The organism is Pacificibacter maritimus (genome assembly GCF_003814915.1).
Classification (GTDB): Bacteria; Pseudomonadota; Alphaproteobacteria; order Rhodobacterales; family Rhodobacteraceae; genus Celeribacter; species Celeribacter maritimus.
The window spans coordinates 66,668-92,264 of record NZ_RKQK01000003.1; the positions used below are offsets into that span (position 1 = coordinate 66,668).

Annotated in this window: 24 protein-coding genes; 13 read left to right on the forward strand and 11 right to left on the reverse strand. The window is 51.9% G+C overall.

Going from position 1 to position 25,597, the window contains the following annotated elements:
- Positions 1 to 13 precede the first annotated feature (13 nt).
- The 5 genes from uvrC to EDD53_RS09680 all read right to left on the reverse strand — a co-directional run bounded on the left by uvrC (position 14) and on the right by EDD53_RS09680 (position 6,075).
- Positions 14 to 1,906: an excinuclease ABC subunit UvrC gene (gene uvrC / locus EDD53_RS09660; RefSeq protein ID WP_123793054.1), complete on the reverse strand. Its 1,893-nt coding sequence runs from the start codon at positions 1,904 to 1,906 to the stop codon at positions 14 to 16.
- A 332-nt stretch (positions 1,907 to 2,238) separates the two neighbouring features.
- Positions 2,239 to 2,994 (reverse strand): SDR family oxidoreductase, encoded by a 756-nt coding sequence (locus EDD53_RS09665; RefSeq protein ID WP_123793055.1) that lies wholly within the window; start codon positions 2,992 to 2,994, stop codon positions 2,239 to 2,241.
- A gap of 9 nt (positions 2,995 to 3,003) precedes the next feature.
- On the reverse strand, positions 3,004 to 3,972 hold the full coding sequence (locus tag EDD53_RS09670; protein WP_123793056.1) for a calcium/sodium antiporter: 969 nt from the start codon (positions 3,970 to 3,972) through the stop codon (positions 3,004 to 3,006).
- Between the two features lie 168 nt (positions 3,973 to 4,140).
- On the reverse strand, positions 4,141 to 4,935 hold the full coding sequence (locus EDD53_RS09675) for a S49 family peptidase (protein WP_123793057.1): 795 nt from the start codon (positions 4,933 to 4,935) through the stop codon (positions 4,141 to 4,143).
- Positions 4,936 to 4,995: 60 nt separating this feature from the next.
- On the reverse strand, positions 4,996 to 6,075 hold the full coding sequence (locus EDD53_RS09680; RefSeq protein ID WP_123793058.1) for a zinc ABC transporter substrate-binding protein: 1,080 nt from the start codon (positions 6,073 to 6,075) through the stop codon (positions 4,996 to 4,998).
- Positions 6,076 to 6,166: 91 nt separating this feature from the next.
- Between EDD53_RS09680 and EDD53_RS09685 the strand changes: the two genes are divergently transcribed.
- The 3 genes from EDD53_RS09685 to EDD53_RS09695 are packed head-to-tail and all read left to right on the forward strand — an operon-like array spanning position 6,167 to position 8,238.
- Positions 6,167 to 6,652, forward strand: coding sequence for a Fur family transcriptional regulator (locus EDD53_RS09685; RefSeq protein WP_123793059.1), 486 nt, complete (start codon positions 6,167 to 6,169; stop codon positions 6,650 to 6,652).
- A 3-nt stretch (positions 6,653 to 6,655) separates the two neighbouring features.
- Positions 6,656 to 7,441, forward strand: a complete 786-nt coding sequence (locus EDD53_RS09690) for an ATP-binding cassette domain-containing protein (RefSeq protein ID WP_123793060.1) — start codon at positions 6,656 to 6,658, stop codon at positions 7,439 to 7,441.
- Positions 7,438 to 8,238: a metal ABC transporter permease gene (locus EDD53_RS09695; RefSeq protein WP_123793061.1), complete on the forward strand. Its 801-nt coding sequence runs from the start codon at positions 7,438 to 7,440 to the stop codon at positions 8,236 to 8,238. The genes EDD53_RS09690 and EDD53_RS09695 overlap by 4 nt, the downstream gene beginning before the upstream one ends.
- A gap of 15 nt (positions 8,239 to 8,253) precedes the next feature.
- On the opposite strand, the gene modC is transcribed toward EDD53_RS09695, so the two are convergent.
- The 4 genes from modC to EDD53_RS09715 form a co-directional block, all read right to left on the reverse strand.
- On the reverse strand, positions 8,254 to 9,354 hold the full coding sequence (gene modC / locus EDD53_RS09700) for a molybdenum ABC transporter ATP-binding protein (protein ID WP_123793062.1): 1,101 nt from the start codon (positions 9,352 to 9,354) through the stop codon (positions 8,254 to 8,256).
- Positions 9,351 to 10,070 (reverse strand): molybdate ABC transporter permease subunit, encoded by a 720-nt coding sequence (gene modB, locus EDD53_RS09705; protein ID WP_123793063.1) that lies wholly within the window; start codon positions 10,068 to 10,070, stop codon positions 9,351 to 9,353. The genes modC and modB overlap by 4 nt, the downstream gene beginning before the upstream one ends.
- The gene (gene modA, locus EDD53_RS09710; protein WP_123793064.1) at positions 10,067 to 10,876 is read right to left on the reverse strand and encodes a molybdate ABC transporter substrate-binding protein; all 810 of its coding nucleotides are present in this window, start codon (positions 10,874 to 10,876) and stop codon (positions 10,067 to 10,069) included. Before modA ends, modB begins: the two co-directional genes overlap by 4 nt.
- Positions 10,877 to 10,964: 88 nt before the next feature.
- The gene (locus EDD53_RS09715; protein WP_123793065.1) at positions 10,965 to 11,438 is read right to left on the reverse strand and encodes an Lrp/AsnC family transcriptional regulator; all 474 of its coding nucleotides are present in this window, start codon (positions 11,436 to 11,438) and stop codon (positions 10,965 to 10,967) included.
- A 121-nt stretch (positions 11,439 to 11,559) separates the two neighbouring features.
- Here EDD53_RS09715 and putA point away from each other — a divergent pair, with 121 nt between their 5' ends.
- The gene (gene putA, locus EDD53_RS09720; RefSeq protein WP_123793066.1) at positions 11,560 to 15,012 is read left to right on the forward strand and encodes a bifunctional proline dehydrogenase/L-glutamate gamma-semialdehyde dehydrogenase PutA; all 3,453 of its coding nucleotides are present in this window, start codon (positions 11,560 to 11,562) and stop codon (positions 15,010 to 15,012) included.
- 138 nt (positions 15,013 to 15,150) lie between these two features.
- A complete protein-coding gene (locus tag EDD53_RS09725) occupies positions 15,151 to 15,348 on the forward strand; it encodes a hypothetical protein (RefSeq protein WP_123793067.1) in 198 nt (65 codons plus the stop codon).
- Positions 15,349 to 15,427: 79 nt separating this feature from the next.
- Here the strand turns inward: EDD53_RS09725 and EDD53_RS09730 are convergent, their stop codons facing one another.
- Complete coding sequence (locus EDD53_RS09730; RefSeq protein WP_123793068.1) at positions 15,428 to 16,621, reverse strand: winged helix-turn-helix domain-containing protein; 1,194 nt, start codon at positions 16,619 to 16,621, stop codon at positions 15,428 to 15,430.
- 167 nt (positions 16,622 to 16,788) lie between these two features.
- On the opposite strand from EDD53_RS09730, the gene EDD53_RS09735 reads away from it, so the two are divergent.
- The 8 genes from EDD53_RS09735 (at position 16,789) to EDD53_RS09770 (ending at position 24,695) form a co-directional block, all read left to right on the forward strand.
- Positions 16,789 to 17,517 carry a hypothetical protein gene (locus tag EDD53_RS09735; RefSeq protein WP_123793069.1) on the forward strand — a complete coding sequence of 243 codons (729 nt, stop codon included), beginning with the start codon at positions 16,789 to 16,791 and terminating at the stop codon, positions 17,515 to 17,517.
- 9 nt (positions 17,518 to 17,526) lie between these two features.
- Positions 17,527 to 18,690 (forward strand): surface lipoprotein assembly modifier, encoded by a 1,164-nt coding sequence (locus EDD53_RS09740; protein WP_123793070.1) that lies wholly within the window; start codon positions 17,527 to 17,529, stop codon positions 18,688 to 18,690.
- Positions 18,691 to 19,045: 355 nt separating this feature from the next.
- Positions 19,046 to 20,128, forward strand: coding sequence for an ABC transporter ATP-binding protein (locus tag EDD53_RS09745; protein WP_123793071.1), 1,083 nt, complete (start codon positions 19,046 to 19,048; stop codon positions 20,126 to 20,128).
- A gap of 108 nt (positions 20,129 to 20,236) precedes the next feature.
- Positions 20,237 to 21,547, forward strand: a complete 1,311-nt coding sequence (locus tag EDD53_RS09750; RefSeq protein ID WP_123793072.1) for an extracellular solute-binding protein — start codon at positions 20,237 to 20,239, stop codon at positions 21,545 to 21,547.
- On the forward strand, positions 21,544 to 22,500 hold the full coding sequence (locus EDD53_RS09755) for a carbohydrate ABC transporter permease (RefSeq protein WP_123793073.1): 957 nt from the start codon (positions 21,544 to 21,546) through the stop codon (positions 22,498 to 22,500). The genes EDD53_RS09750 and EDD53_RS09755 overlap by 4 nt, the downstream gene beginning before the upstream one ends.
- A gap of 1 nt (position 22,501) precedes the next feature.
- On the forward strand, positions 22,502 to 23,419 hold the full coding sequence (locus EDD53_RS09760; protein WP_123793074.1) for a carbohydrate ABC transporter permease: 918 nt from the start codon (positions 22,502 to 22,504) through the stop codon (positions 23,417 to 23,419).
- 79 nt (positions 23,420 to 23,498) lie between these two features.
- Positions 23,499 to 24,302 (forward strand): sugar phosphate isomerase/epimerase family protein, encoded by an 804-nt coding sequence (locus EDD53_RS09765; protein WP_123793075.1) that lies wholly within the window; start codon positions 23,499 to 23,501, stop codon positions 24,300 to 24,302.
- Between the two features lie 123 nt (positions 24,303 to 24,425).
- A complete protein-coding gene (locus tag EDD53_RS09770; RefSeq protein ID WP_123793076.1) occupies positions 24,426 to 24,695 on the forward strand; it encodes a hypothetical protein in 270 nt (89 codons plus the stop codon).
- A 50-nt stretch (positions 24,696 to 24,745) separates the two neighbouring features.
- On the opposite strand, the gene EDD53_RS09775 is transcribed toward EDD53_RS09770, so the two are convergent.
- Complete coding sequence (locus EDD53_RS09775) at positions 24,746 to 25,576, reverse strand: sterol desaturase family protein (protein WP_123793077.1); 831 nt, start codon at positions 25,574 to 25,576, stop codon at positions 24,746 to 24,748.
- Positions 25,577 to 25,597: the final 21 nt, after the last annotated feature.

Sequence of the window (25,597 nt, forward strand, 5' to 3'; positions counted from 1 at the left end):
TACCTTTACCCGTTCAGTCGCCCGCATGGAAGAAGTCATAGATAGTTTGTGCCACACGATCCGAAATTCCTTCAACTGTTTTTAAGTCTGCCAAGTTGGCGCGGGCCACGGCTTTGGCCGACCCGAAATGTGCCAAAAGCGCGCGTTTGCGCGTTGCACCGACACCTGGCACGCCATCAAGCGGGCTAGACACAAAGGCTTTTGACCGCTTTGCACGGTGGGTGCCAATGGCAAATCTGTGCACCTCATCGCGGATGCGTTGAATGAAATAGAGCACAGGATCATTGCGCTGCAAAGCTATAGGGCGTTTGCCTGTGCGGTGGAATTCCTCTTTGCCGTGATCGCGAAACTCGCCTTTGGCCACACCCACCATCGGAATATCGGCCACGCCCAGTTCGTCCATGATTTCTTGCACAGCAGAGACCTGCCCTGCCCCGCCATCAATCAACAGCAAGCTGGGCCAAGTGTCGCCTTTGCGGTCGGGGTCGTCTTTAAGCAGGCGCTTGAAACGCCGTGTCATGACTTCTTTCATCATGCCAAAATCATCGCCCGGCGTCAGCTCTGTGTCTTTGATATTAAACTTGCGGTATTGGGATTTGATAAAGCCTTCAGGCCCTGCCACGATCATCGCACCCACAGCATGCGCGCCTTGGATATGCGAGTTGTCGTAGGCTTCAATCCGTGTGGGCATTTTGGGAAGGTCAAAGGCCTCAGCCACACCTTTGAGCAGTTTGGTTTGGGCGGCGCTTTCTGACATTTTACGCCCGAGACTTTCACGGGCATTGCGCAGAGCAAAGGTCACCAGTTCGGATTTTTCGCCCCTTTGTGGATGAATAATCTCAACTTTTTTACCGAGTTTGCCACTCAGCGCGTCTTGCATCAGGTCCATATCTTCGATGCCATGGGATAAGATCAATTGCTTTGGCGGTTGTTTTTGATCGTAAAACTGGCCGATAAAAGCGGTCAGAACTTCGCTGGCATTGTTATCTGCGGCGATGCGAGGATAAAAATCACGGTTGCCCCAGTTTTGATTGGCGCGAATGAAAAACACCTGAACGCAGGCCTGCCCGCCTTCCATATGCAAGCCGATTACATCAGCTTCGGTGACTGTTTGCGGGTTGATCCCTTGAGCGGTTTGCACTTGGGTCATCGCCTTGATGCGGTCACGCAGGGCTGCTGCGCGTTCAAATTCCATCGCCTCTGAGGCGGCATGCATCTGTGCGGCCAAACGTTGCTGCATGCCTTTGTCTTTGCCTTGCAAAAACTTTTCGGCGTCATTGACCATTTCCATATATTCAGCTTGCGAAATTTTACCAACACAGGGCGCAGTGCAGCGTTTGATTTGATACTGCAAACAGGGCCGTGTGCGCCCTTCAAATTCGCTGTTCGAACAGTTGCGCAACAAGAACACCCGCTCAAGATGATGCAAGGTGCGGTTCACCGCTCCGACAGATGCAAAGGGGCCGTAGTAGGATGCTTTGCGGGATTTTTTACCGCGATGTTTGCTGATCTGAGGAAAGTCATGGTCTTTTGAAACCATGATATTTGGAAAACTTTTGTCATCGCGTAACAACACATTGTATCGCGGCTTGAGCTGTTTGATGAGATTTTGTTCCAACAAAAGCGCTTCGGTCTCAGTGCTGGTGGTCAAGAACATCATCTGACTGGTTTCAGAGATCATCCGTGCAATCCGCGCCGAATGGCCACTGGGGCGCGCATAATTGGACACTCGATTTTTCAGATGGCGCGCTTTGCCGACATAGAGCACATTATGTTCAGGATCGAGCATCCGGTACACCCCGGGAGAACCATCGATAAGACGCAAATACCCTTCAATCACTTTGTGACCTTTGGGGATGTTTTTGGCCAAGGTGTTCGGCGACTGATCTTGTGTGTTTTCTGTCATAGGCTTTTGTCTGTGATTCCCATGTTGGCTGCAACCTTATGGCAGGGAGAACAAGAGGAAACAAATCCACTGTTTCTGTGGATAACCCTGAAGATAACTCTGGTGGAAGCTGAGTTTTCCCTTTGTTTTAAGCAATTTCGCCCATGTGCTCAAAAATTAAGCACCAAACTAAGGCGCTGTTTTAAAAGGATATTTTTTATCACCATACATCAAATCATTGATTTATTTACATTTTGTTTACATTCAAGGCAGCCAAGCCTGCGCGGTGCACAACTTTTGCGGTAAAACAAAACGGAAAGCACTCCGCGCCGCGGCGAGCACAAAAGGTGACGTTACGACAGGTGTTGTCCACCATCCGTGCACAATAGCTGCCCTGTGACCGATACTGCATCTATAAAATACCCCAAAGCAGCGGTGATATCGGCTGGATCAGCCCCCCGTCCCAACAGGGTTCCTGCACGTTCGGCTGCGAAGTCTTCTGGGCTTTGATGCGCCCCTTGCAAGGTTGGGCCTGGTCCGATTGCATTGACGCGAATATGGGGTGCCAAAGCCATTGCAGAAGTCTGGGTAAAGGCCCAAAGGCCCATTTTCGCAACTGTGTAACTTAGAAAATCAGCAGTCAAATTGCGCACGCGCTGATCGATCATATTGACCACCAGCCCCGTTGAAATGGGTTCCCCCGCCGCATCCGTAGCCCCTTTGGGCAGCTGCGCAGCAAAGAATTGGGTCAAAACCACGGGCGCGCGCAGATTGCTTTCGATGTGGCGGTCCCAACTGTCGCGGGTCGCCGTATCGAAGGTGTCGTTTTCAAAAATAGACGCATTGTTGACCAGCAGCGTCAAAGGCCCACCAAGAGCATTTGCAGCACGATCGATCAAGGACGTGGTTTCAGCTTCGACCAAGAGATCCGCTTGCAGGGCGCAGGCATTTACGCCAAGTGAACGCAACTCACCCACAACAGATTCAGCCTCGTCATGTGAGCTGGCATAGTGAACAGCCACATCATATCCGCGTTGCCCCAAATACAGGGCAATGGCGCGGCCAATCCGTTTTCCTGCGCCTGTCACAAGTGCTTTTTGATCGCCCATACCTACCTCTTATATCAAGACACTGACGACATAGACCACATAGAGCGCTGTGAAGATCGCCCCCCAAATGCGGGTGATGTTGATCCGCTTGAGAACAAACACCCCCAAAAGTAATGAGGAAGCGAGCATGATCCAAATATCAAAGTGCATTAATTCAGGTTCAACAGGCAGATTGCCCACAAGGCTGGAAACGCCGATAATGCCCAAAAGGTTGAACATATTGGACCCGATGACATTGCCGAAAGCGACATCAGCCTGTTTGCGCAAAGCGGCCATAACCGTGGTCGCAAGCTCAGGCAAGGACGTACCGATTGCGACCAATGTGAGCCCAATTACAGTTTCAGAAACCCCAAAATCACGGGCGATATTGGTCGAAGCATTGACCAAAAGTTCTGCACCGATTGGCAAGCCAATGAGACCAGCAATGAGGAAAGCGATGATTTTCCACCACGGCAAATCAGGATCAGCACCTTCTAGGTCCTCGATATCGACATCCTCAAGCGGTGCGTTTTGAAGGGCGTTCGCATCGCGCTTATGGCAACGCGCAGCATAAACGGCATGGCCCAGCATGGCAGCCAAGGCCGCCAATAAGATCAATCCTGATACCCATGTGAAGCTGCCAAAGAAAGCCAAGCCAATGAACAGGGCTGTGGCCGCAATCATTTGCAAATAGCTGGCACGGGTCGAATTATCGACAACATGCAAGGCCGTGATCATCGCAGGGATCCCCATAACCAATAACACATTGGCGGTGTTGGACCCGATCACATTGCCCAAAGCAAGGCCAGGCACGCCTTCATGAATCGCAGATAGCGAGATCAACAATTCAGGCGCAGATGTCCCAAACGCAACGATGGTCAAGCTCACGAAGAGAGCGGGTATACCCACCCGCAGCGAAAGATTCACGGCGCCACGCACCAATGCATCGCCAGCCAACAACAACAAAACTAAGCCTACAGCGGCCAGAAGAAGATCCATTACATTTTGCCTTTTTCGCAGGCACAGGGGCCTTTGCCAATTTTATAACGACTGCATTTTTTGCAGGTCAATGCAGAGAGTTTTTTTTGCCCAGGAAACCGCATTTTTCCGAACACCGCCAAGACCATCATGGCCACAAGAAACAGGGTGATGATTTTGAAAATCATTTTACAATCCGAACCGCGCCCAAAGCGCGTGTTCTTCAACAGATGCAGTTAAACCAGAGGTCAGTTGCGCGCCAAATCGTTGGAATAACGGCTTTTTAGGCCCGTAAATGGCGAATTGCACATCTGGCCCAAAGATGTCTTTCATGACAGGTACAAGATGCCCGACCTCATCGGCCAAGCCTAAAGAAACGCCCGTGGCCCCTGTCCAAAATGACCCATCGAAGAGTTCTGTTTCGCTGCTCAAGCGATCTTTGCGCGCAGATTTTACATGCTCAACAAAGGCATCATGAATATCAATTTGCAGCGCTTTGATGCGTTTCACATCGGTGGCTTTTTCGGGTTGAAAGGGGTCCATCTGGCTTTTGGATTTACCAGCGGTGTAGACACGGCGTTCGATACCGTGTTTTTCGATCAACTTGTCAAACCCGAAGCCCGCAGAAATGACACCGATAGAGCCAACGATAGAACTTTGATCGACATAAATTTTATCGGCGGCACAGGCCAACCAATATCCACCAGAGGCGGCGACATCTTCGACAAAAGCATAAACAGGGAGGTCTTTTTCATCGGCCAAACGGCGAATACGGGCCGCAATCAGCGATGATTGCACAGGCGACCCACCTGGAGAATTGATCGACAAGGCCACAGCATCAGGTTTTCCGCGCCTAAACGCACGTTGAATTGCTGAGGCCAAGGATTGATCGTTTAATCCACCTTGGCGGGTCATGATGGCACCATTTAAGCGTATAACACTGACACGCGGTGCCGATTTAACAAAAGGGATCCATTTTTTCATACTGAGGATGTAAAGCTGCCGCGCCCTACAAACAAGGGCACGGCAAGTAGATGGTACGAATTATCTGCACACATCGAAGCTATCGGCGACCCCTTGGATCAAATCGCCGTAAAATGCAGCGCCTACTGCAATGTTGCGCCCCAACGGATCGATCACACCTTTAAAGGCGGATGTGCCCTCAAGAACCGTATCGACAAGGCCCATGTTAAATTGCGGTTCGCTCATGACGCAATCGATACCTGCTTCTTTGATGTGGTTACGCAGTTCGACAATTCGCTTCGGGCTGGGCGGCGTGGCATCTGACAGGGAAATAGCGCCCATTGCGGACAGCCCAAAGCGGGCTTCGAAATAGTGGTACGCATCATGGAAAACGACGAATTTCATATCGCGTTCGCCTTCCAATTGATTTTGCAGGTCCGTAATGAGATCTGCCAAATCAGCTTGGCTGGAGACGGCATTTTGCGCATAGGTAGCTGCATTTTCAGGATCAAGATCAGATAGTGTTTGTGAAATCACTCCCAACCAAGTGATCGCGTTTTGAGGGTCCAACCAAGCATGTGGATCAACTCCGCTGTGGTCGTGGCCATCTGAGGACTCATCATCGTTGTGGTGTTCATGGTCGTCATGGTCATCCTGCGCATGCCCGTCATGATCGTCATGATCGTGATGATCGTGATGATCCGCATGTTCGTGATGATCATCCTGTGCAAGTTCGTCATGGTCATGTTTTTCATGATCGTGATCAACTTGCCCCTCGCCATCCCCATGCACATGGTGTTCAAACAGCGCTCCTTCGCGGAACTCCAAGGTCAGGCTATCCTGTGTTTCGATCAACTCAACAGACACAGCTTTCGATGCAAGTTTCCCGATGCTCTCATCCAACCAAGGCGTCAACTCAGAGCCAACCCAAAACACAGCATCCGCCTGTTGCAAATTGCGTGCATCCGACGGGCGCAGCGCGTAATCATGCGGCGATGCATTTTGCTCCATCAACAAGCTGGGCGCACCCAAGTCCCCCATAACCTGAGACACCAACGAATGGATCGGGGCGATATCGGTCACGACCTTGGGCACATCCGCCATGACGGGAGACACAGAAACGGCCAGCGCTGCGGCTGCGCAAGAGAAACGACGGGACATGTGATTATTTCCTGTTACATTATAACACCACACCTTGATATATGTCATAGTATAACATATCAACCCCTAAAAGCCCCTGAAAGGACAGCCAATGGCCCCCATCGGATTCGCATCACATGACCACAACTCCTGTATTGCTGATGCTGTAAAGTCAGTGGATGCGGCCTGTGCTGCATCGGGCTTGCAATTCACGCCTGTACGCAAACGTGTGTTCGAAATCTTGTTGGAAGAACACCGTGCTTTAGGCGCTTATGAGGTGCTGGACCGTTTGCGCAGCGAAGGGCTTGGATCGCAACCGCCTGTGGCCTATCGCGCATTGGACTTTCTGACAAAACACGGATTTGTCCATAAAATCGAGCGTTTAAATGCCTTTATCGCCTGCGCTCATCCGACTGAGAAACACACGCCTGCCTTTCTAATCTGTCGCAAATGCAGCGCCGTAGCAGAAGCCGAAACAGATATCGCCCAAGGCCGATTGGCAGGGATTGCAGCCGACACAGGCTTTGCAATCGAACGCGCGATTTTGGAAGCCGAAGGGCTGTGCCCCAATTGTCGCCCGTCTGACGAAAAGGCCTGATCCATGTCAAAGCCATTGATAGCGCTGAAAAATGTCTGCGTTCACATCGGTGCAAAGGTCGCCTTACACGATGTGAGCCTCAGCCTGACATCTGGGGAAATTGTGACGGTTGTTGGCCCGAACGGCTCGGGCAAATCCACATTGCTGCGCACGTTGATTGGCGCGTTAAAACCAACAGGCGGCACGCTCACGCATAGACCCAATTTGCGCATTGGCTATGTGCCGCAAAAACTGCACATCGATCCGACCTTGCCGTTGACTGTGCGCAGATTTTTGAGCCTGCCTCAACGTGTCAGTGATGACGTGGCGCAAAAGGCACTGCAAGATGCAGGCGCAGAAGCCTTGGAACATCAACAGATGACAAGCCTATCAGGCGGACAATTTCAGCGGGTGCTTTTGGCGCGCGCACTTTTGAACAGGCCCCATATTTTAATCTTAGACGAAGCAACACAAGGCTTGGATCAACCTGGTTCGGCTGATTTTTACGCCCAGATCGAACGTGTCCGCCAACAGTTTGGTTGCGCAGTCTTGATGGTCAGTCACGAATTGCATGTGGTAATGGCCGCATCAGATCGGGTGATTTGTCTCAACGGGCATATTTGTTGCGAAGGCGCGCCTGAAACGGTCGCCTCTGCCCCAGAATACCGCGCGTTGTTTGGGTCTGGCACCCACGGCGCCTTGGCTTTGTATCGCCATGAGCACAGCCATACCCATGACGAAAATTGCGCCCATGATCACAACCATCACCACGCAGACGACCAGACCCACGCACATGGAGATCACACATGAGCCTATTAGACGATTTCATGGTGCGCGCTGTTTTGGCGGGTTTAGGCGTGGTTCTGGCAGCAGCACCTTTAGGGTGTTTCGTGGTCTGGCGCCGCATGGCCTATTTTGGTGATGCGACGGCCCATGCCTCGATTTTGGGCGTCGCTTTAGCGCTGGCGTTTAACCTGTCTATTTTTGGTGGCGTCTTATCGGTCGCTTTAATCATGGCGCTCACAGTGTCATCCTTGGGCGGGCGCGGCTATGCAATGGACACGCTTTTGGGCGTAATGGCGCATAGTTCATTGGCCTTTGGCATCGTGGCGGTGTCCTTGATCGACAGCGTGCGCATTGATTTGATGGCCTATCTCTTTGGCGACATTTTGGCAGTTGGGCGTATGGATTTGCTGGTGATTTGGATGGGGGCTGCTGCGGTTTTGATATTGTTGATCGCGCGGTGGTCTGCGCTTTTGACCGCCACGCTCAACCCCGATTTGGCGAGTGCGGCAGGCATTTCACCCAAGCAAGAACAATTGATTTTATCCTTGGCCTTGGCCGTGGTTGTCGCTGTGGCGATTAAAGTGGTCGGTGTTTTATTGATTGCTGCGATGCTCTTGATACCTGCGGCAGCTGCGCGCCCGTTTGCGCGTACGCCTGAACGTATGGCTGCAATCGCGGTCGGCATCGGGATTGTATCTGTGGGCGGCGGCATTCAATTGGCCTTTCAGTTTGACACACCGACTGGTCCCACCATTGTCTGTGTTTGTGCTGTTCTATTTTGCGCTGCAAGCCTGTCAGAGCTGATACGCAAAAATACCTGAGCAGGCACTTCGCTGTTATGTGAAATCCGCGGTATCATCGGCCGCAATTGCCACGGTTTTGGCGATTGCGTAACACGTCACGCCGACCGAAAGACCCAAGGCTGCAACTGACCGCCGCGTAACCCGTGCAAGCACTGGCCCTGCCTGCGTCTTTAGCGTGACAAGAACTGCAAAGTCAGAGATCGCTTGAATGTCTTGTACCTGCCCCTGAAGAGTATTGAGAGCCGAAATATCTTTAGGTGCACAGGTTGCCAATAATACATCCGAAGCAGGCAGGCGTACCCGCACCACTGCGCCTAAGCTTTGGGGCAATCGCGGCAGATACAAAGTAACGCCACCAGCCGACAATTCAGTCAAACCATCGCCGTGATGCGCATGGACTCTCGCTTCGATCACGGCCCCGACAGATCCAACACCAACGGGCATAACAGATGGATCGGCCAAAACATCAAGCGCGGGCCCCATGCGCAACACCTGCCCCGCTTTGAGCGCAACGACAGTCGTCGCCAAACGCGCAACTTCGCTTGCGGCATGGCTGACGTAGATGATCGGACAGTCTGTTTCATCACGGATACGTTCGAAATACGGCAAGATTTCTGCTTTGCGAGCAGCGTCCAACGCCGCCAGAGGTTCATCCGCAAGGATCAATTGAGGCGATGCCAAAAGGGCACGCCCGATGGCAACGCGCTGTTTTTCGCCCCCTGACAAGGTGGCGGGTCGACGTTTTAAAATGTCGCCAATATCCAACATATCAATTACATAGCTGCGCTGCTGCACCGATGATTTGCGCGCTGCCATGCCCCCAGTCACGCGACCAGCATAGTCTAGGTTTTGCCCCACATTAAGATGTGGAAACAGGCGACTATCTTGGAAAATATACCCCAATGCACGCTTGTGCGGCGGCACCCAGATCCCCTGATCTGTGTCCTGCAATAGGGTATCCCCAACTTTGATCTGCGCGTGATTTGGCTGCAGCAGACCTGCTATTGCATTGATAATCGTAGTCTTACCCGACCCCGAGGCGCCAAAGAGAACGGTCAATCCTTTGGGGGCTTCAAAGCTCACGTTCAAATCAAATTGCTCAAAGCGGTGTTTTAGCGACAGATTTACAGTCATCGAGCTGACCTCGCGCTGTCATTCTGGGCGATGCGTCGTTCAAAGCGTTTGGCCAACACTTCGGATACGATCAGGGCCGCCAAAGCCAAGATGACGGAAATCACCACAAGCCGCAGGGCCGATGCTTCTTGGTTGGGCACCTGTAAGAGCGCGTAAATCGCGGATGGGATTGTTTGTGTTTGACCAGGAATACTGGCGACAAAGGTGATCGTGGCACCAAATTCACCCAAAGCCTTGGCAAAGGCCAAGACAGCGCCCGCAAACACACCAGGAAACATCAAAGGCAAAGTTATCGTGAAAAACACCTGTATTTTTGACGCCCCCAAAGTGCTCGCGGCCTGTTCCAGTTTCGGATCAACCGCTTCGATCGAAAGTCGAATAGCGCGCACCATCAAAGGAAAGGCCATAACTGCTGCCGCCAAAACTGCGCCAGTCCATTGAAAGGCGAAGACCACTCCGAACTGCTTTAGAAAACCACCAATCGGGCCATGCACACCAAAGACGATCAGCAAGACATAGCCCGTGACCACAGGCGGTAGCACCAATGGCAAAAGGACCAGCGCATTCAAAATCTGTTTGCCCCAAAACTGACGCCGCGCCAGAACATAGGCGATATAGATGCCCAAAGGCAGACTAACACAGGTGGCAACCAGCGCGACTTTGAGCGATAAAAGAATGGCCTGCCATTCCGCTGGGGAAAACCCGAATAGCATCATGGAATGGCCTGTTCGGATATGACTTGCCCAAACCCATGTGCCGCAAAAATCGACATCGCCGCTTGCGAGGCCAAAAATGCAGCAAAATCTCCTGCGCCCTCGGGCGCAGGAGCAATCAAGGCGGCGGGATATAAAATAGGCGCATGGGTGTCATTGGGGAAAACGGCCACGATGGCAACACGCGGTTCACTCAGGGCATCGGTCTCATAGACCACACCAAAAGGAACTTCTGCGCGCGCAACCAAAGCAAGTGCTGCGCGCACGCTATTGCCCTGCACAACACGGCCTTTAATCTGATCCCAGATCCCCAAATTGACCAAGGCGGATTTGCCATAGATTCCCGCGGGAACGGCGTCAACAAACCCCATGGAAATAAGACCATCGCCCAGCCGCGATTGAAAGGCTGCAGGCTGAGTAATATCCACGGGCGCCGCCGAAATACTGGGCGCAACCATCACCAAACGGTTGGTTACGAGATCAAAACGTGTGTCGTGTTGCACCAAATCTTGGGTCTCTAACACATCCATCCACTGCGGGCTTGCACTGATGAATACGTGAGCGGGCGCTCCTTGGGTGATCTGGCGCGCCAAGGTGGATGACCCACCATATGACAGGGTGATACTATGGGGGCTCTGCGCCTCATAGATCTCTTTGACCTCATCAAGGGCCTCTTTCAAACTGGCAGCTGCAAAGACGGTGATCGCATCAGCGCTTGCGGCAATCGGGTTTGCGGCAAAGACGGTAAGTGCGCCTGCGGCAGCCAAAGAAAACTGACGCAGCGTCTGGAAAAATTTCAGATTGATCATGACGTCCAAATTGAAAGCGGTGCAAAATGCATGGGACAACATCGCAAGTTGCCCCCCCGCAAAGCAAGGCCTTTCTTTCAGGTCATACTCACGCCAAAGACAACGGCGGATTGGTTTGTTCAACGACCGTTTCCATTGAAATGAAAGTAGATGTGGACTGCACATGCGGTAGGGCTGAGATACTTTGCCCCATCACCTTTCTATAGGCTTCAATATCCGTTGTACGCACCTTCAGCAAATAGTCGTATCCCCCCGCAATCATGTGGCACTCGGCAACCTCAGGCACTTTCTTTACGGCCATATTGAATTCCAACAGCGTTTTTTCCCGCGTGTCAGACAAGTTGACCTGCAAGAACGCGACATAACACAGCCCCAACCGATTGGTTGACAGAATGGCACGATAGCCCGTGATCAGCCCTGCATCTTCAAGATTTTTGACCCTTGCTGCAACGGGCGTTTTTGACAGGCCGACCTGCGCACTAAGCTGCGTTAACGAAATCCGCGCATCTGCAGTCAAGATGTTTAGGATCTTTCTGTCGTAGCCATCAATATCTTTTACCATTTGGACCACCTATTTGTGAAATAATGGTCATTTCTACCTCATTTTTGCCACAGAACAAGACACATAAATTATCTTTTAGAAATATATTGGCCACATAGACACCCTCCTAGGAATCACCGATATGACTGCCATTCCCATTGCACCCGCTTTGCCAACTTCCCTATCGCGCCATAAATTTAGGGCCGAAAGTGATGTGTTGGCTGATTTAGTTGCTCAATCAGCGCTGACCGAAGCCCAGCGCAGTCGGGTTTCAGCCGATGCAGCGGGTTTGATCCGCAAAATTCGCAAGGAAGACAAACCATCATTAATGGAAAGCTTCTTGGCTGAATACGGTCTATCGACCACCGAAGGCGTGGCCTTGATGTGTTTGGCTGAGGCCATGTTGCGTGTGCCAGACCGCGAAACCATCGACGATCTGATCGAAGATAAAATCGTACCGTCAGATTGGGGAAAACACTTGGGCGAAGCATCGTCTTCACTGGTCAATGCATCAACTTGGGCTTTGATGCTGACTGGGCGAGTCTTGAACGACAAAAAGCAAGGCATCGCGAAAACCATGCGCGGGGCGATCAAGCGACTAGGCGAACCCGTGATCCGCACAGCCGTCACGCGCGCGATGAAAGAGATGGGGCGTCAGTTTGTGCTGGGCGAATCCATTGCATCAGCGCTCAAGCGTGGGCGAGATTTTGAAAAGCAGGGCTACACATATAGCTATGATATGCTGGGCGAAGCGGCCATGACAGCCAGCGAAGCCAAACGATATGCCCAATCCTACGCCAAAGCGATAGACGAAATCGCAGGACGGTGCTCCAAAGGATCTGTGCAGTCCAATCCCGGCATCTCGGTAAAACTATCCGCATTGCACCCGCGCTATGAAGTGGCCAATGCAGATCGCGTCATGGCGGAACTTGTGCCTGTGTTGCGTGATCTTGCCCGCAAAGCGCGTGCAGCCGATATGGGATTCAACATCGACGCAGAAGAACAAGACCGCTTGGTCCTGTCCTTGCAAGTGATCCGCGAAGTTTTGCAAGACCCTGAACTTGCTGGCTGGGATGGTTTTGGCGTGGTGGTTCAAGCCTATGGAAAACGCGCTACCCATGTGTTGGATTGGCTCTATGAGACAGCCAAAACACTGGACCGCAAAATCATGGTGCGCTTGGTGAAAGGCGCCTATTGGGACACGGAAATGAAACATGCCCAAGTCGAGGGCTTGCAAGATTTCACTTTGTTCACCACGAAATCCGCGACCGATGTCAGCTATATTGCCTGCGCAAAAAAGCTGATGACTTATGGGGATTGGATCTATCCGCAATTCGCCACACATAACGCTCATAGTGTTGCCGCCATTCTGGATATCGCAAAACACATGGACACCCCTGTGGCCTATGAATTCCAACGCTTGCACGGCATGGGCGAAGGGTTGCATGACATCGTTTTGCGCGACCACAAAACCCATTGCCGTATCTACGCGCCTGTCGGGGCGCACCAAGATCTGTTGGCCTATTTGGTGCGTAGATTGCTGGAAAATGGTGCGAACTCGTCCTTTGTAAATCAAATTATTGATGAAGATGTCTCGCCCGAAACCATCGCGGCCGATCCATTTGCGCAGCTTGCGGCAGCACAAGCGCCCGCAGGTTTGCTGGCGCCAAATGCATTGTTCACCCCCAAGCGCCTCAATTCGCGCGGCTTTGATTTAACTGACCATGACAGCTTGACCAAGATCAATGAGGCCCGCAATGCTGCGCAATTTGGCAACGCTTATCCCATCACAGTTGGCCCCGCGACGGGCAAAGCTGTGGATGTGAAAGACCCAAACACAGGTCAGGTTATTGGCACGATTCTAGAAGCAGATGCAGCCACATGTGCAGCCGCCTTGGATGCGGCAAAACCATGGGATGCTCCCGTGGCGGAACGCGCGCGCATTTTGCGCCAAGCAGCAGATGATTTGGAAGAAAACTACGGCATGATCTTTGCGGTCTTGTCCCGTGAGGCTGGCAAAATTCAACCCGACGCTGTGGGCGAATTGCGCGAAGCCGTTGATTTCATGCGCTACTACGCGGATCAAGCCGAAGCCCTGCCCCCATCTCAGCCCTTGGGATTGATGGTCGCAATTTCACCTTGGAACTTCCCTCTCGCGATTTTCGCAGGTCAAATCTGTGCGGCTTTGGCAGCAGGAAACGGCGTTTTGGCCAAACCAGCCGAACAGACCTCGATTGTCGCCACGCGCACCGTCGAACTGTTGCACGCAGCAGGCGTCCCCGTATCAGCACTGCAATTGTTAACAGGCACAGGCAACACAGTGGGCGCGGCTCTGACCCGTGACCCGCGCATCAACGGCGTTGTTTTCACAGGCTCGACCCAAACAGCACAACGCATTCGACGCAGCATGGCAGATTTCATGCAGCCCAATGCGCCCCTCATCGCTGAAACAGGCGGTCTAAATGCAATGATTGTGGATTCCACTGCCCTGCCACAACAGGCAACCCGCGACATCGTGGCCTCGGCTTTTCAATCCGCAGGGCAGCGCTGTTCAGCGTTGCGCTGTCTCTATGTCCAAGAAGACATCGCCCCAATGCTGACCGCTATGATCACAGGCGCGATGGATGAATTGACCATCGGAAACTCATGGAACTTGGCCACAGATGTCGGACCTGTGATTGACACAACGGCGCAAAAAGCCATCGCAGACTATATCGCGCAGGCCCGCGCTGAAGGCCGAGAAGTTCATAGCCTCGCCTTGCCTGAATCTGGTGGCACATTCATAGCTCCAACGCTGATTTCAGTAGACAGCATTCAAGACATGGACCGCGAGGTTTTCGGACCCGTGCTGCATATCGCGACCTATAAAGCCCACCAGATTGACCAAGTCATCGACGACATCAACGCCATGGGCTATGGGCTGACATTCGGCTTACACACCCGCATTGACGGGCGCGTTCAGACTGTTTGCGAACGCATCAAAGCAGGGAATGTCTATGTGAACCGCAACCAAATTGGGGCCATCGTTGAATCGCAACCCTTTGGCGGCGAAGGCCTGTCTGGCACAGGGCCAAAAGCAGGCGGGCCGTTGTACTTGACGCGGATGGTCACAGGCGTTGCAGTGACACCTTCGCCAGACTGGGCCACTGCCCAAGACGCGTCAAAGCTGCAACAACAGATCAATGCGCTGCGCCCCAAAATTAGCCGCGACCCGCTGACTGTATTACACATGCCTGGCCCAACAGGGGAAGCCAATACGCTAACACTGCACCAACGCGATCCTATTTTGTGCCTTGGTCCAACGGCTGAAACTGTGACGGAACAAGTCAAAGCGGTTGAAGCACTGGGCGGGCTGGCTGTCGGCACGGATGGCGCGTTGAGCACGGATGAATTGATCGCACTGACAGGTATTTCAGGTGTCTTGTATTGGGGCGCAGATGCGCGGCCGATCACGCAAGCCATGGCCCAGCGTCAAGGGGCGATCCTGCCTGTGATTTGCACACAGCCAGAGATGATGCATGTCGCGGTCGAACGACATCTTTGTGTGGATACAACTGCGGCAGGGGGCAACGCGGCACTTTTGTCAGGCGATTAAGCCCTACGATGAGATTGAAAGACTTGGGTCTGGAGTTCGTATGCTTGACCAGCTACAGTCAAGGGGCTTTTCGACTTTCGGCAAAGACTCTCGTCTTTCAATCCATCGGCTTTACTGACGTTCAGGACGTATGCGACTATGAAACAAGTACCCAAGGAAACAACCGACGATGCTTTGATCCAAGCATTTTTGGACAAAGGCGGCAGCATCAACAAAGGCAAAACCAAGCCCATGCCAAATGAACTGCGCATCAGTAACAATGCGTGGAACAGCAAGTTGACAAAAGGAGAAAAAGAAGCAGCAACAGGCCCATTGGCTAAGATGCCAAAGAAATAAAGTGCATCTGTTTTTGATCTGGTTACCCCATGAGTGCTGAGCAGTCATGGGGTTTTTAATGTGCAGATATTTCCCTCTTTTAGGGACGCAGGCAAAGCCAAATCACATCACGCACACCTGCCAGCCCGGTCAAACGCCTGAGTTCTGTATCTAGTTTTTTCAGGCGGGCTTGCGTGGGGCTAACATCAGGTTCGAACCATAGATTTACCACGTTCAGGCTGTTTTTGGCGCGTTCTGCTTTGACTTCGATACGACCGACAAAGCGATCGCCCTCTAAGATCGGATAAACGTAATACCCCCATACACGTTTGGCGGCAGGCACAAACATTTCCACCGTATAGTCATAGCCAAACAAGCGTTTTAGTCGTTTGCGATCGCGAATGGCGGGATCAAACGGGTTCAATATACGCAATCTGGATGTCACAGAGGGCAGGTTTTCTACGCGGCTTTCGATATCCGCTGGCGCAAAGGCTTTGGTCCATGACCCATCCCAAGATTCGACCTCTATTGGGATTATACCCTGCCCCTGCCCCCGCCTTTGACCTTGGCCTTTGATCCAGTCGGTCACTTCGCGTGGCTCTGTCGCATCCCAAAATTTGCGTATTTCGACGGCGCTGGCCACCCCGAGGCGATCCATAGCATGCGAGCAAAGCTGATCGATTTGCATAGGATCCTCAAGTCGCTGCGCATGTAAATCGGCGGGGAACACCCGTTCAGCCAAATCATAGAACTTGGTGAACCCAACGCGGTGACTGGTGGCCAGCTCGCCTGCGTACCATAAATAATCAAGCGCTTGTTTATGCGGCGGGCGTTTCCACATCGCTTTATCCCCTGTGATCTTGGTGTCAAAATCGCGGGTAGACAGGGGACCTTCATCAGAAATACGCCGTAATATGTGGTCTAAAAGCTGTGGCGTAATTGAATTGCCAAACCATTTTGCGCTGCCAACTTTATCTTTCATCCGCTGGAATTGACGCGCCCAGATGGGCAAAAACTCCATCGGCAAGATAGAAGCATCATGGGTGAAATGTTCGAAAACCTGCCTTTTGGGCCCCAACAGATCATTCATATCCGGTTCGCGATAGCTGTGATCGCGGGTCCATAGGATATGGTGATGCGCGCGGGAAACCACCTGAATGCTATCCAGCTGCACAAACCCCAAGGCTTTGACCAGCGCCAAGCTGTCGCCCTGCGTGGCTGGGGACGCCATGAGGTGATTGACCGTCAACCAAAGCCTGCGTGCGGCGCGATTGTCTAGCTTAAATGTCGCCATGGGTCTCGCTTGGTTCATCTGAAGGTGCTGCGCAATTGCAACGCAAATGAAAGCTTACAGATTTCAGCGCAGGAGCCTAGTCAAAATCAAAGTGCAACGATATGAATAGATTAAACTTACAAAAAACACATTAAACGCACCCGTGCGAACATCTTTTGGGGACTATTATGAACGCAAGTTTACTGACTTCACTCACTCTTTTATCGGTCGTTTTAAGTGCATGCACGATGGTCCCCGCGGAAGAAGCTATTGATGAGAGCGCATTCGATCAAGTCAAATACAACCGCTACGTTGATGCGCGCAACGATGCTATCTCTGTGGATGCACGCGTAACGGCTGCTGATCGTTTAAGTGCAACGCCCACTGATGAAACAGCAACGTTGAACGGCGCATACGCGATTTCGACATACAATGGCACAGAAAGCGGGCCCACACCTGATCTTACTGGCGAAATGCGAATGGACGTCGATTTTGGCGCGGGAACTGTTTCTGGCACCCTTCATAACAGCTATACTGATTATGACTATTCAGGTGAGACACACGTGAATGAACTTGATGGGTCTGTTGGGTTTAGCGGATCTATTGATATGGACCCAGAGGGTGGCTTTTACGATAGCTTAAATTCGACACAGTGGCAGATCGAAGCCGATGGCGCTGGAACCTTTGTGGATAGCCCACCCAACAGCGACGAAGCGATCACCTATCGCTTGGACTTCGACATTAACGGTGACTTTTTTGACAGTTCCTCGGTGGGAACAGTCAATGGTGTGGGTGAGGTCGGCGACTTGGCCTCGGGTGGTATGATCGAGGGCAACCTCGACGTGACATCCGATAACGACTCGCTAATTTACGACATTACTAGCGGCGAATACTTTGTCTATGAGCTGGCGGATTAAAGGCGCGTGATGCCACTTCAGGCAAACGGCGAAAGGGCGAAACCCTGCCTTAAGCGCGCTATATCAAAGATCTGTTCTGCGATCTTCGCTGGGCTGATCTTGGCGCCCCTGCCGCTTGCCGCAGTTGAGCCGCAGATCGCCTTGCAGCATTTGAAAGTCGTCCAAGCTGATGCCCACTCAGGGGCTATTGGCAAAGCAATCGGGCGTTTGGAATGGCTGTTGCTGAATGACATTGGCAACGAAAGTCGCACCCAAACCTATCAAACTGCGCTGCGCCAATTGGTGCGTCAGGCGCCGTTCTCTTATGGGTTGTCAGGCAATCTGTTGCGTTCGTCCAATATCAAAAGAACCGCGTCACAAGACCTGTTTCACACTGATGTCGGTACTTTTGTGATTGGTGATCCTGATGTATCAAAACAGGGGTTTGGTCTGCAATTACAGGCGCAAACGGAACTGCGCCACGCCTATGCTGCGGGCCGCGAGATCACAGCAACCTTGGCTTTGACCCGCGCATTTTATCAAGACAGCCGTCAGACTTACACATCGCCGTCTGTGACGGTGTCCCATGTTTGGCGTGATCGCGGTGCGATCCATCAGATCACGGGCTTTGCCAACACAACGCAGTATAACTTCCCCCAAAGCGCGACATCGCCAGACAATCACGCCTATGGAATAAGTGCCTCAACCACCCAAAACATTGGCAAGGGCCGCAGGTTTTCACTGACAGGCACAGTATTAAAGCGCGTCTATGATGAAAAAGACTATTCGACAGGTAACACGGGATCGATAAAAGCGCGGTATACATTCGCACTGGGCGAACGTGCGGACGTAAGCCTGAGTGCTGCTGGCAGCAGAGCGCAGGTGAAGGCAGACCATCTTTCATATTTGGGCAAGACTGTTGGTATTGATTTGCACCGCAGGGAAACATTTGGCCTATCTTGGTCCGTGGGTCTGCACAAAACATGGCGCGCCTATGATGAGATCTTCACAGCCCTATCTTATGCGCGTGCAGATACTGATACATCGCTTGCTCTGCGTTTGAGCCACAGTGACTTAAAGCTGGGGAATATGACGCCGCAACTGGGCTGTGAAGGACGCGCTCACCAATCAAACGTGGCGCTGTATAGCTATGAGACCTTCGACTGCGACATAACGTTTAAAATTGATTTCTGAGCCAATTCTATCAAGCGGCTTCACTTTTGAACGCTTGGTCACTCTGGAATGCGCGTTACGATTGGCAGCGACAAAATTGGCTTTGCCGCAGCCTGACTTTGGATGAATCGAATTTTGCAATTGCAGCCTAAGACGCGTTTCGCGTGGAAGATCAAGCAAAATCCGCAGATTGCGCGGCAGCGCAGCATTCCGCACATCATTGTAAATAAACAATAAAATCCAATAAACCGCATATCATCGCGACTCCCAATGGTATAATCACGATAAGCTATGCATTTTTTTCTTGGCGTGGTGCTAACGTCTTATCAATCAAATAAATACGTATATTCCACTAACACCATAGGTTGTAGGTAGCATGGCTGAACTCAGCATTTCGAAAATTCGTAAATCTTATGGCGATCTTGAAGTTATAAAAGGCGTCGATTTAGAAGTCGAGAAAGGCGAGTTTGTGGTTTTCGTCGGCCCCTCTGGCTGTGGCAAATCGACCTTATTGCGCATGATTGCAGGACTAGAAGACATCACCGAAGGCGAATTGCGCATTGGCGATGAGCTGTGCAACAACGTCCATCCTGGCGACCGCGGCATCGCGATGGTGTTTCAATCCTACGCTTTGTATCCACACATGAATGTTGCTGATAACATCGGGTTCAATCTGAAAATCTCAGGATATCCCGCCGATGTCCGCCAAGAGAAAATTCAAAAAGCCGCTCAGGTTTTGCAGATCCAACATCTCCTAGACCGCAAGCCGTCGCAACTGTCAGGCGGTCAGCGTCAGCGCGTTGCCATCGGGCGCGCAATTGTACGCGAACCACAGGTGTTTTTGTTCGATGAACCGCTGTCTAATCTGGATGCCGCTTTGCGCGTTGAAATGCGGATGGAACTTTCTGCACTGCATCGCAAGCTGGGCGCAACGATCATCTATGTGACCCACGACCAAATCGAAGCCATGACCTTGGCAGATAAAATTGTCGTGCTGGACGGCGGCGTTGTTCAGCAAGTGGGCAGCCCGATTGAATTGTACCAACGCCCCAACAACATCTTTGTGGCAGGCTTCATTGGCAGCCCGAAAATGAATTTCTTTGAAGTTGATGTGATTGCCCTGCATGACAATGCGGTCGAGGTCAAAGGCACAAGCATCGAACCTGTCAAAGTTCCTGCCGATACAACAGGTATTGTTGTAGGCGACAAGATGACTTTGGGTATTCGCCCACAAAACTTGGATTTCGACCCAAATGGCCCTGTGCATGGCACAATCGAAATGGCCGAACGGCTGGGCAGTGAAACGATTTTAAACTGTAAAACCGCAGACAACACACCACTTTTGGCAGTGCTGGACCGTGATGAAAGCTTTGCCCACGGGGCGGCGGTTCGGTTTTCCTTTGCACCTGTACATTCGATCTTATTTGCCGCTGACGGCTCGTCAAAACTGACGGCCTAAGCCGCGCCTAAAAGCGACCATATCCTGCACAAATGGCCGTATAAAATATAATATTTGCAGGCATTTGCGACCGCGCAAAGATCTTGAAATCACCAACGGGAGAGACCCATGGAATCTGGAACTGAGACGTCAAAGCACTCCTCTAAAGCCTATAAAACCACAGCCATTGCGCTGGGGGCCCTAATGTCATCCACCTTTGCAGTACAGGCCCAAGATGCATTGGAGGTCTGGTCACGCAGCGGCCCGCAAGCTGCCGCGACATATGAAGCCGTTTTTGCTGCTTTCACCGAAAAAACAGGCATTCCCGTTGAATATCTGACCGCCTTGCAATTTGACACGCAGTTGCAGGCCCGCGTTGCGGCGCGTGATTTGCCTGATGTGTTGATTTATGACCAATCCAGCATGGCCGCCTATGCCACAAGCGGTTGGATCGTGCCAATCGAACCTGAAACTTTGGCAGGGTATGAAGAAGTGTCAGACATTTCATGGGACTCTGTGAAAATGGCAAATGGATCAACCTACGGCGTACCGTTCAGCCAACACGCGCAGATCACATTTGTGCGCAAAGATTGGCGCGAAAAACTGGGCTTTGATGTGCCAAAAACCCATGATGATCTAATCGCTTTGGCAACGGCCTTTGCCACGGGTGATCCTGATGGCAATGGCGTTGATGGCGATACATTTGGTATGGCGGTTCCTGGCACCACAAGTCGCGGATTTTTTGCATGGTGGATGTTCTCATACCTCGCGCAACAAGGCGCGTCCTATGTGGAAGGTGGGGATGGCAAATACGAAGTCACCATCAATAATCCCGCAGGCGTGAAAGCGGTTGAATGGCTTTACGATGCCTTCTGCAAAGACCCAAATCTTGCACAACCAGGCGCGATGACAAATGCCAGCGCCACGCCATTTTTCGCAGAAGGCCAAGCAGGTATTTATCAAACGGGCCCCTACGCGATCACAAGCTTCACCGATAAAATCGGTGCTGAGAACCTTGAAATCATCCTAGCGCCCGCAGGCTCAGCAGGCAGCACCACTTTGACAGAACGCACCAGCATTTACTTTGGCGCGACCTCGACATTGCCTGATGAACAAAAGGCCTTGGCAGAATTCCTTATCAGCCAAGAGGGTCAAACCTTGGGCATGACAGCGCCGGGTCAACCCGTTGTACGCTTGCCTGTGAACACCAATCTTGTTGCCGCAGATATCTATGAAGACCCTCGGTTTATCACTGTGGCCAAGCAATTGGAAATGTCTGAACTGATGCCCTCTGACATTGATTTCACGGCCGCTCGTTTGGAAATTGCTGAGACATTCCAAACGCTATTTTCCCAGTGCAACGATGACATCGTGCCGCAGCTTGATCGGCTTGCGGGTCGCATCTCTGAAGAACTTGAAGCTGTGAATGCACTAAAATGACCGATATCAGCAGCGCTTCACAACCGTCTGCGACATCAGCTGCGGGTGGCACACCACCCGCAGCACCCCGTCGCGGTCGCGTTCGATCTCAATCTCGTTGGTGGTCAGCTTGGATGTTTTTAGCGCCCGCGCTGCTGCTGTTCATCTACTTCAAATTCGTTCCAATGGGCGAAGGCATTCGGATGAGTTTTCAGGATGTTAGCCCATTTTTGGGCAACTCATGGGTAGGCTGGGACAATTACACCACCGTTCTCACCAATGCGCGTTTTCACCAAGCCGTCTGGAACACATTGGTCCTAGGGGCGGGGCAGTCAATTGGCGCTGTTGTCATCGGCTTTATCTTGGCACTCTTGCTTGAAGGCCCTTCTCGCACACTTTGGTTTGTACGCACGGCGGTCTTTTTGCCCGTTGTGACGGCCTCTGCTGTTGTGGGTGAAATCTGGCGCATCATTTATTTCCCTTCGCCTGATGGGTTTATGAATAAACTGATTGGTTTGGTTGGCATTGATCCGATCCGCTATCTCGAAGACACATCCGTGGCGCTTTACGCGGTGATGACTGTCGGAATTTGGTCAAGCGCGCCCTACTATATGGTTATTTTTCTTGCAGGTTTGGCTGGCGTAGATCGGTCTTTATATGAGGCTGCGGCCATCGATGGTGCGCGCTTGCGTCACCGTATTATCAACGTCACGATCCCTGCCCTTCGTCCTGCTATTATGATCGTTTCCATTTTGGCGGCAGTGCGTGCGTTACGCATTTTTACCGATGTTTGGGTGCTGACAGGCGGCGGGCCAGCAGGATCAACGCAAGTCTGGATGACGCAAATTTACACTCAAGGCTTTGAACGCAACAATTTGGGTGTGGCCTCTGCGGCCTCGATATTATTGCTCATCGCCTCCGTGCTTTTAACCGTTGTTGCTGTCTATTTCACCCGTAACAAAGAGGGCGCGTAATATGTCTCAATCATTCTCACCGCCCGCAGCGCGCAAGCGCAGGCAGCAAAAAAGCGTCGAAGGCACACTTGATACCGCCTTTGGTTGGGCGATAGGCGATCCGAAATCTATGATTGTTCGCGCTGTATTTTGTGCCTTGCTGCTCTTCGTCTTTGCGGGGCCGATTATGACAATCATCGTGGGCGCATTTGATTTGAATCCAGATCCAACAGCCCTGACACTTTGGCCACACAACCCCAGTTTGGAAAATTTTCGCGTCGCCACAGGGCGTGGGATTTGGGGCTATTTCGCCAATTCGCTTTTCATAGCGGGCTTTGGATTGTTGTTGCAGATCATCGTCGCAGTGATGGCGGGATATGCTTTGGCACGCCGCAAATTCTATGGCCAAACCGTGGTGCTTGGCATCTTTTTGGCAACCATGATGCTGCCCGAAGAAGTCGTGGCAGTGCCTTTGGCAGTCGTCTTGGGCGACCTGCCCCTATTGGGTATCAGTATTCGCGGCACGATATTTGCAATCATCTTGCCTGTCGCCGCCTCTGCTTTTTCCATCCTCGTTATGGCGGCCTTTATGCGTGATATTCCCGAAGAAATCATCGAAGCAGCGCGCATTGATGGTGCCAGCGAGTTTCGCATTTTGCTTCAGGTCATTTTACCCATGAGCCTGCCCGCTCTGGGCGTGGTTGCGATCTTTGGGTTCAACGGCATTTGGGATCAATATCTGCTGCCTCTGGTCGCGGCAAACCGAACTGATGACTACACTATTACGGTCATTTTGCGCAGCCTGCGCGCCGATATCGAAGTGGGCACAGGCGCGCTTTTGGCTGGAGCATTTTTGGCCTTGATCCCCAGCTTGATCGTCTACCTTTTGCTACAAAAATCACTGGTGCGCGGCATGACTTCTGGCGCGATCAAAGGATAAAATTCACGGCTGCCCAGACCTTTGGGCAGCTATTCACGCTGCAACTTTTCAGCGCTCACACCAACAAGAGAACCGACACATGAAACTGGCGACAGTCACCGATGAAGTTTTACCCGACAGATCTGAGGAGTGTTTTCCGCATATCTTTGAAACCGCACTGGCCCAAGGGGTGAATACCTTTGAAATTCGCATGGTCGAAGCCAAGCGCTATCCAATCGTCGAAGCCAGCGCATGGACAAGAATGCGCAAATACGGTGAGGACTACGGGATCAATTTCACCACTGTTTCACCGGGCTTGTTTAAAACAGGCCTGACCCATGATCTGATGCAGGTGCACCGCGGCCAATTGGCCAAGATGAGCATGGATTTAGCTGAAACGATCAACGTGAATACCTTGGTCACATTTGGCGTCTTGCGTGAGGCCACGGATGGGCCAGACAGCTTTGCAAAAGTGGTCGAAATCATGCGTGAAACCGCTGAAATGGCTGCAGCACGTGGCTTTACGGTTCAGCTTGAAAACTTTCCCGACACATGGGCGGATACAGCCGAAAATTGTTTGGCGCTTTTGGAAGCCGTAGACCACCCTGCCTTTGGGTATGTCTGGGATGTGGGCAATCTGTACGACGTTGATCAAAAGCACTTTTTAGACGGCTATAAGATGCTGAAACCCTACATTCGCAATGTGCATTTGAAAGACGGCCAATACATGAATGGCCATATGGTTTGGCAACATTTCGGCAAGGGAAAAACCGATATAAAAGGCCAAATCGAAGCGCTTAAAGCAGATGATTACAAAGGCACATTGACGGTCGAAGCCAAATGCGAACCGCAGATGGATGAAGATTTCCCGACCTCGTTGGAATACCTACGCGCCTTGCTGTAAGCGATATACGACGATCACCTTGAACGCGTGGGGACCGATCACAATTGGTCCTCGCGCGTTTTTTATTGGCACTCTCTTAGATCCGCTTTGTCTCTCAACGCAATCAGCACATAAGGGGGTGGGTTGCTGGACGATCTTGGGTTTGCAAGAACACTCGCCGAGCTGCAAGATATGGGGCTTATTGATGCGGCAAAACGGTTGCAAACGACCGACCCTGATTTGGTTCAATTGAATGATAACGCGATTGGCTCAGCGCATCGGTTAATGTCGAAGTTTGGCCTACAGGGCGTCCCTGCCATCATCGCACAAGTCGGGTCCGACCAAGTGGCGATAGACGCAAACACGTTGTATGCGGGCCCTGCTGCGGTGCTTGCCTCGCTCGGATTAGCGTGACTTGACGCATCCGTACGGGGCATAGATTGCCTTTCGCGGATGCGGTCTGGCTATTTTTTAGATCTTTTGTTTTGCGCGGTGTCGCGGCGAAAGGGTTGCAGGATCATGCGATCAAGCCAAAGGTCACGCTGCGTGCGAAACTGGTGAAGTCCGATATCCATTTCATCATGCCCCGCGCGAGGTTGCGCAATATATGTGCCCAACAAACGATCCCACCACGGCACATTGAATCCATAATTACTATTGGTTTCAACGGGGTCCACAGAATGATGCACGCGGTGCATGTCAGGCGTCACGATCACCAGCCGCAAAAAGGCATCGACCCGTTTTGGCAAAGAGATGTTAGAATGATTGAACATAGCGCTTGCGTTCAACACCACTTCAAAGATCAAGACGGCTATCGCAGCTGGCCCCAAGATCACCACCAAGATCAATTTGAATGCCATAGACAAAAGGATTTCCAACGGATGAAAGCGCAACCCTGTGGTGACATCGATTTCGGTATCTGTGTGATGCATCCGGTGCAAACGCCACAAGAAAGGCACGTGATGAAAGGTCACATGTTGCAGATAGATTGCGAAATCCAACACGACCACCCCGATGGTTATTTCAAGCCAAAGCGGCCAGTTCAATAAATTGAATAGCCCCCACCCCCGTTCTTGCACCACCACAGCAAGACCGACAGCAACCACAGGAAACACGAGGCGCAGCGCGATCGCGTCAACCACCACCAAGGCGAGGTTGTTCGACCAGCGCAAAACGCGTGGGACTTCAATACGGCGGCGCGGTGTCCAGATTTCCCATAGGGCCATCAGGCCAAGAACAGCCAAAAACACGCTAAGCCGCGTTACGGGTTCATGAAGCAATAAAAATTCGACCATGTTCGATCCTGCGCTAAGTGT

Excerpts from the sequence above, each read along its gene's own strand:
- modB (WP_123793063.1), bottom strand. The coding sequence starts at position 10,070 with ATGATGCTATTCGGGTTTTCCCCAGCGGAATGGCAGGCCATTCTTTTA.
- putA (WP_123793066.1), top strand. The coding sequence starts at position 11,560 with ATGACTGCCATTCCCATTGCACCCGCTTTGCCAACTTCCCTATCGCGC.
- EDD53_RS09670 (WP_123793056.1), bottom strand. The coding sequence starts at position 3,972 with ATGGATCTTCTTCTGGCCGCTGTAGGCTTAGTTTTGTTGTTGTTGGCT.
- EDD53_RS09725 (WP_123793067.1), top strand. The coding sequence starts at position 15,151 with ATGAAACAAGTACCCAAGGAAACAACCGACGATGCTTTGATCCAAGCA.
- EDD53_RS09665 (WP_123793055.1), bottom strand. The coding sequence starts at position 2,994 with ATGGGCGATCAAAAAGCACTTGTGACAGGCGCAGGAAAACGGATTGGC.
- EDD53_RS09675 (WP_123793057.1), bottom strand. The coding sequence starts at position 4,935 with ATGAAAAAATGGATCCCTTTTGTTAAATCGGCACCGCGTGTCAGTGTT.
- EDD53_RS09680 (WP_123793058.1), bottom strand. The coding sequence starts at position 6,075 with ATGTCCCGTCGTTTCTCTTGCGCAGCCGCAGCGCTGGCCGTTTCTGTG.
- EDD53_RS09765 (WP_123793075.1), top strand. The coding sequence starts at position 23,499 with ATGAAACTGGCGACAGTCACCGATGAAGTTTTACCCGACAGATCTGAG.
- EDD53_RS09690 (WP_123793060.1), top strand. The coding sequence starts at position 6,656 with ATGTCAAAGCCATTGATAGCGCTGAAAAATGTCTGCGTTCACATCGGT.
- EDD53_RS09760 (WP_123793074.1), top strand. The coding sequence starts at position 22,502 with ATGTCTCAATCATTCTCACCGCCCGCAGCGCGCAAGCGCAGGCAGCAA.
- modC (WP_123793062.1), bottom strand. The coding sequence starts at position 9,354 with ATGACTGTAAATCTGTCGCTAAAACACCGCTTTGAGCAATTTGATTTG.
- EDD53_RS09740 (WP_123793070.1), top strand. The coding sequence starts at position 17,527 with ATGCCACTTCAGGCAAACGGCGAAAGGGCGAAACCCTGCCTTAAGCGC.
- EDD53_RS09735 (WP_123793069.1), top strand. The coding sequence starts at position 16,789 with ATGAACGCAAGTTTACTGACTTCACTCACTCTTTTATCGGTCGTTTTA.
- EDD53_RS09755 (WP_123793073.1), top strand. The coding sequence starts at position 21,544 with ATGACCGATATCAGCAGCGCTTCACAACCGTCTGCGACATCAGCTGCG.
- EDD53_RS09775 (WP_123793077.1), bottom strand. The coding sequence starts at position 25,576 with ATGGTCGAATTTTTATTGCTTCATGAACCCGTAACGCGGCTTAGCGTG.
- EDD53_RS09745 (WP_123793071.1), top strand. The coding sequence starts at position 19,046 with ATGGCTGAACTCAGCATTTCGAAAATTCGTAAATCTTATGGCGATCTT.
- EDD53_RS09695 (WP_123793061.1), top strand. The coding sequence starts at position 7,438 with ATGAGCCTATTAGACGATTTCATGGTGCGCGCTGTTTTGGCGGGTTTA.
- EDD53_RS09685 (WP_123793059.1), top strand. The coding sequence starts at position 6,167 with ATGGCCCCCATCGGATTCGCATCACATGACCACAACTCCTGTATTGCT.
- EDD53_RS09750 (WP_123793072.1), top strand. The coding sequence starts at position 20,237 with ATGGAATCTGGAACTGAGACGTCAAAGCACTCCTCTAAAGCCTATAAA.
- EDD53_RS09715 (WP_123793065.1), bottom strand. The coding sequence starts at position 11,438 with ATGGTAAAAGATATTGATGGCTACGACAGAAAGATCCTAAACATCTTG.
- modA (WP_123793064.1), bottom strand. The coding sequence starts at position 10,876 with ATGATCAATCTGAAATTTTTCCAGACGCTGCGTCAGTTTTCTTTGGCT.
- EDD53_RS09730 (WP_123793068.1), bottom strand. The coding sequence starts at position 16,621 with ATGGCGACATTTAAGCTAGACAATCGCGCCGCACGCAGGCTTTGGTTG.
- uvrC (WP_123793054.1), bottom strand. The coding sequence starts at position 1,906 with ATGACAGAAAACACACAAGATCAGTCGCCGAACACCTTGGCCAAAAAC.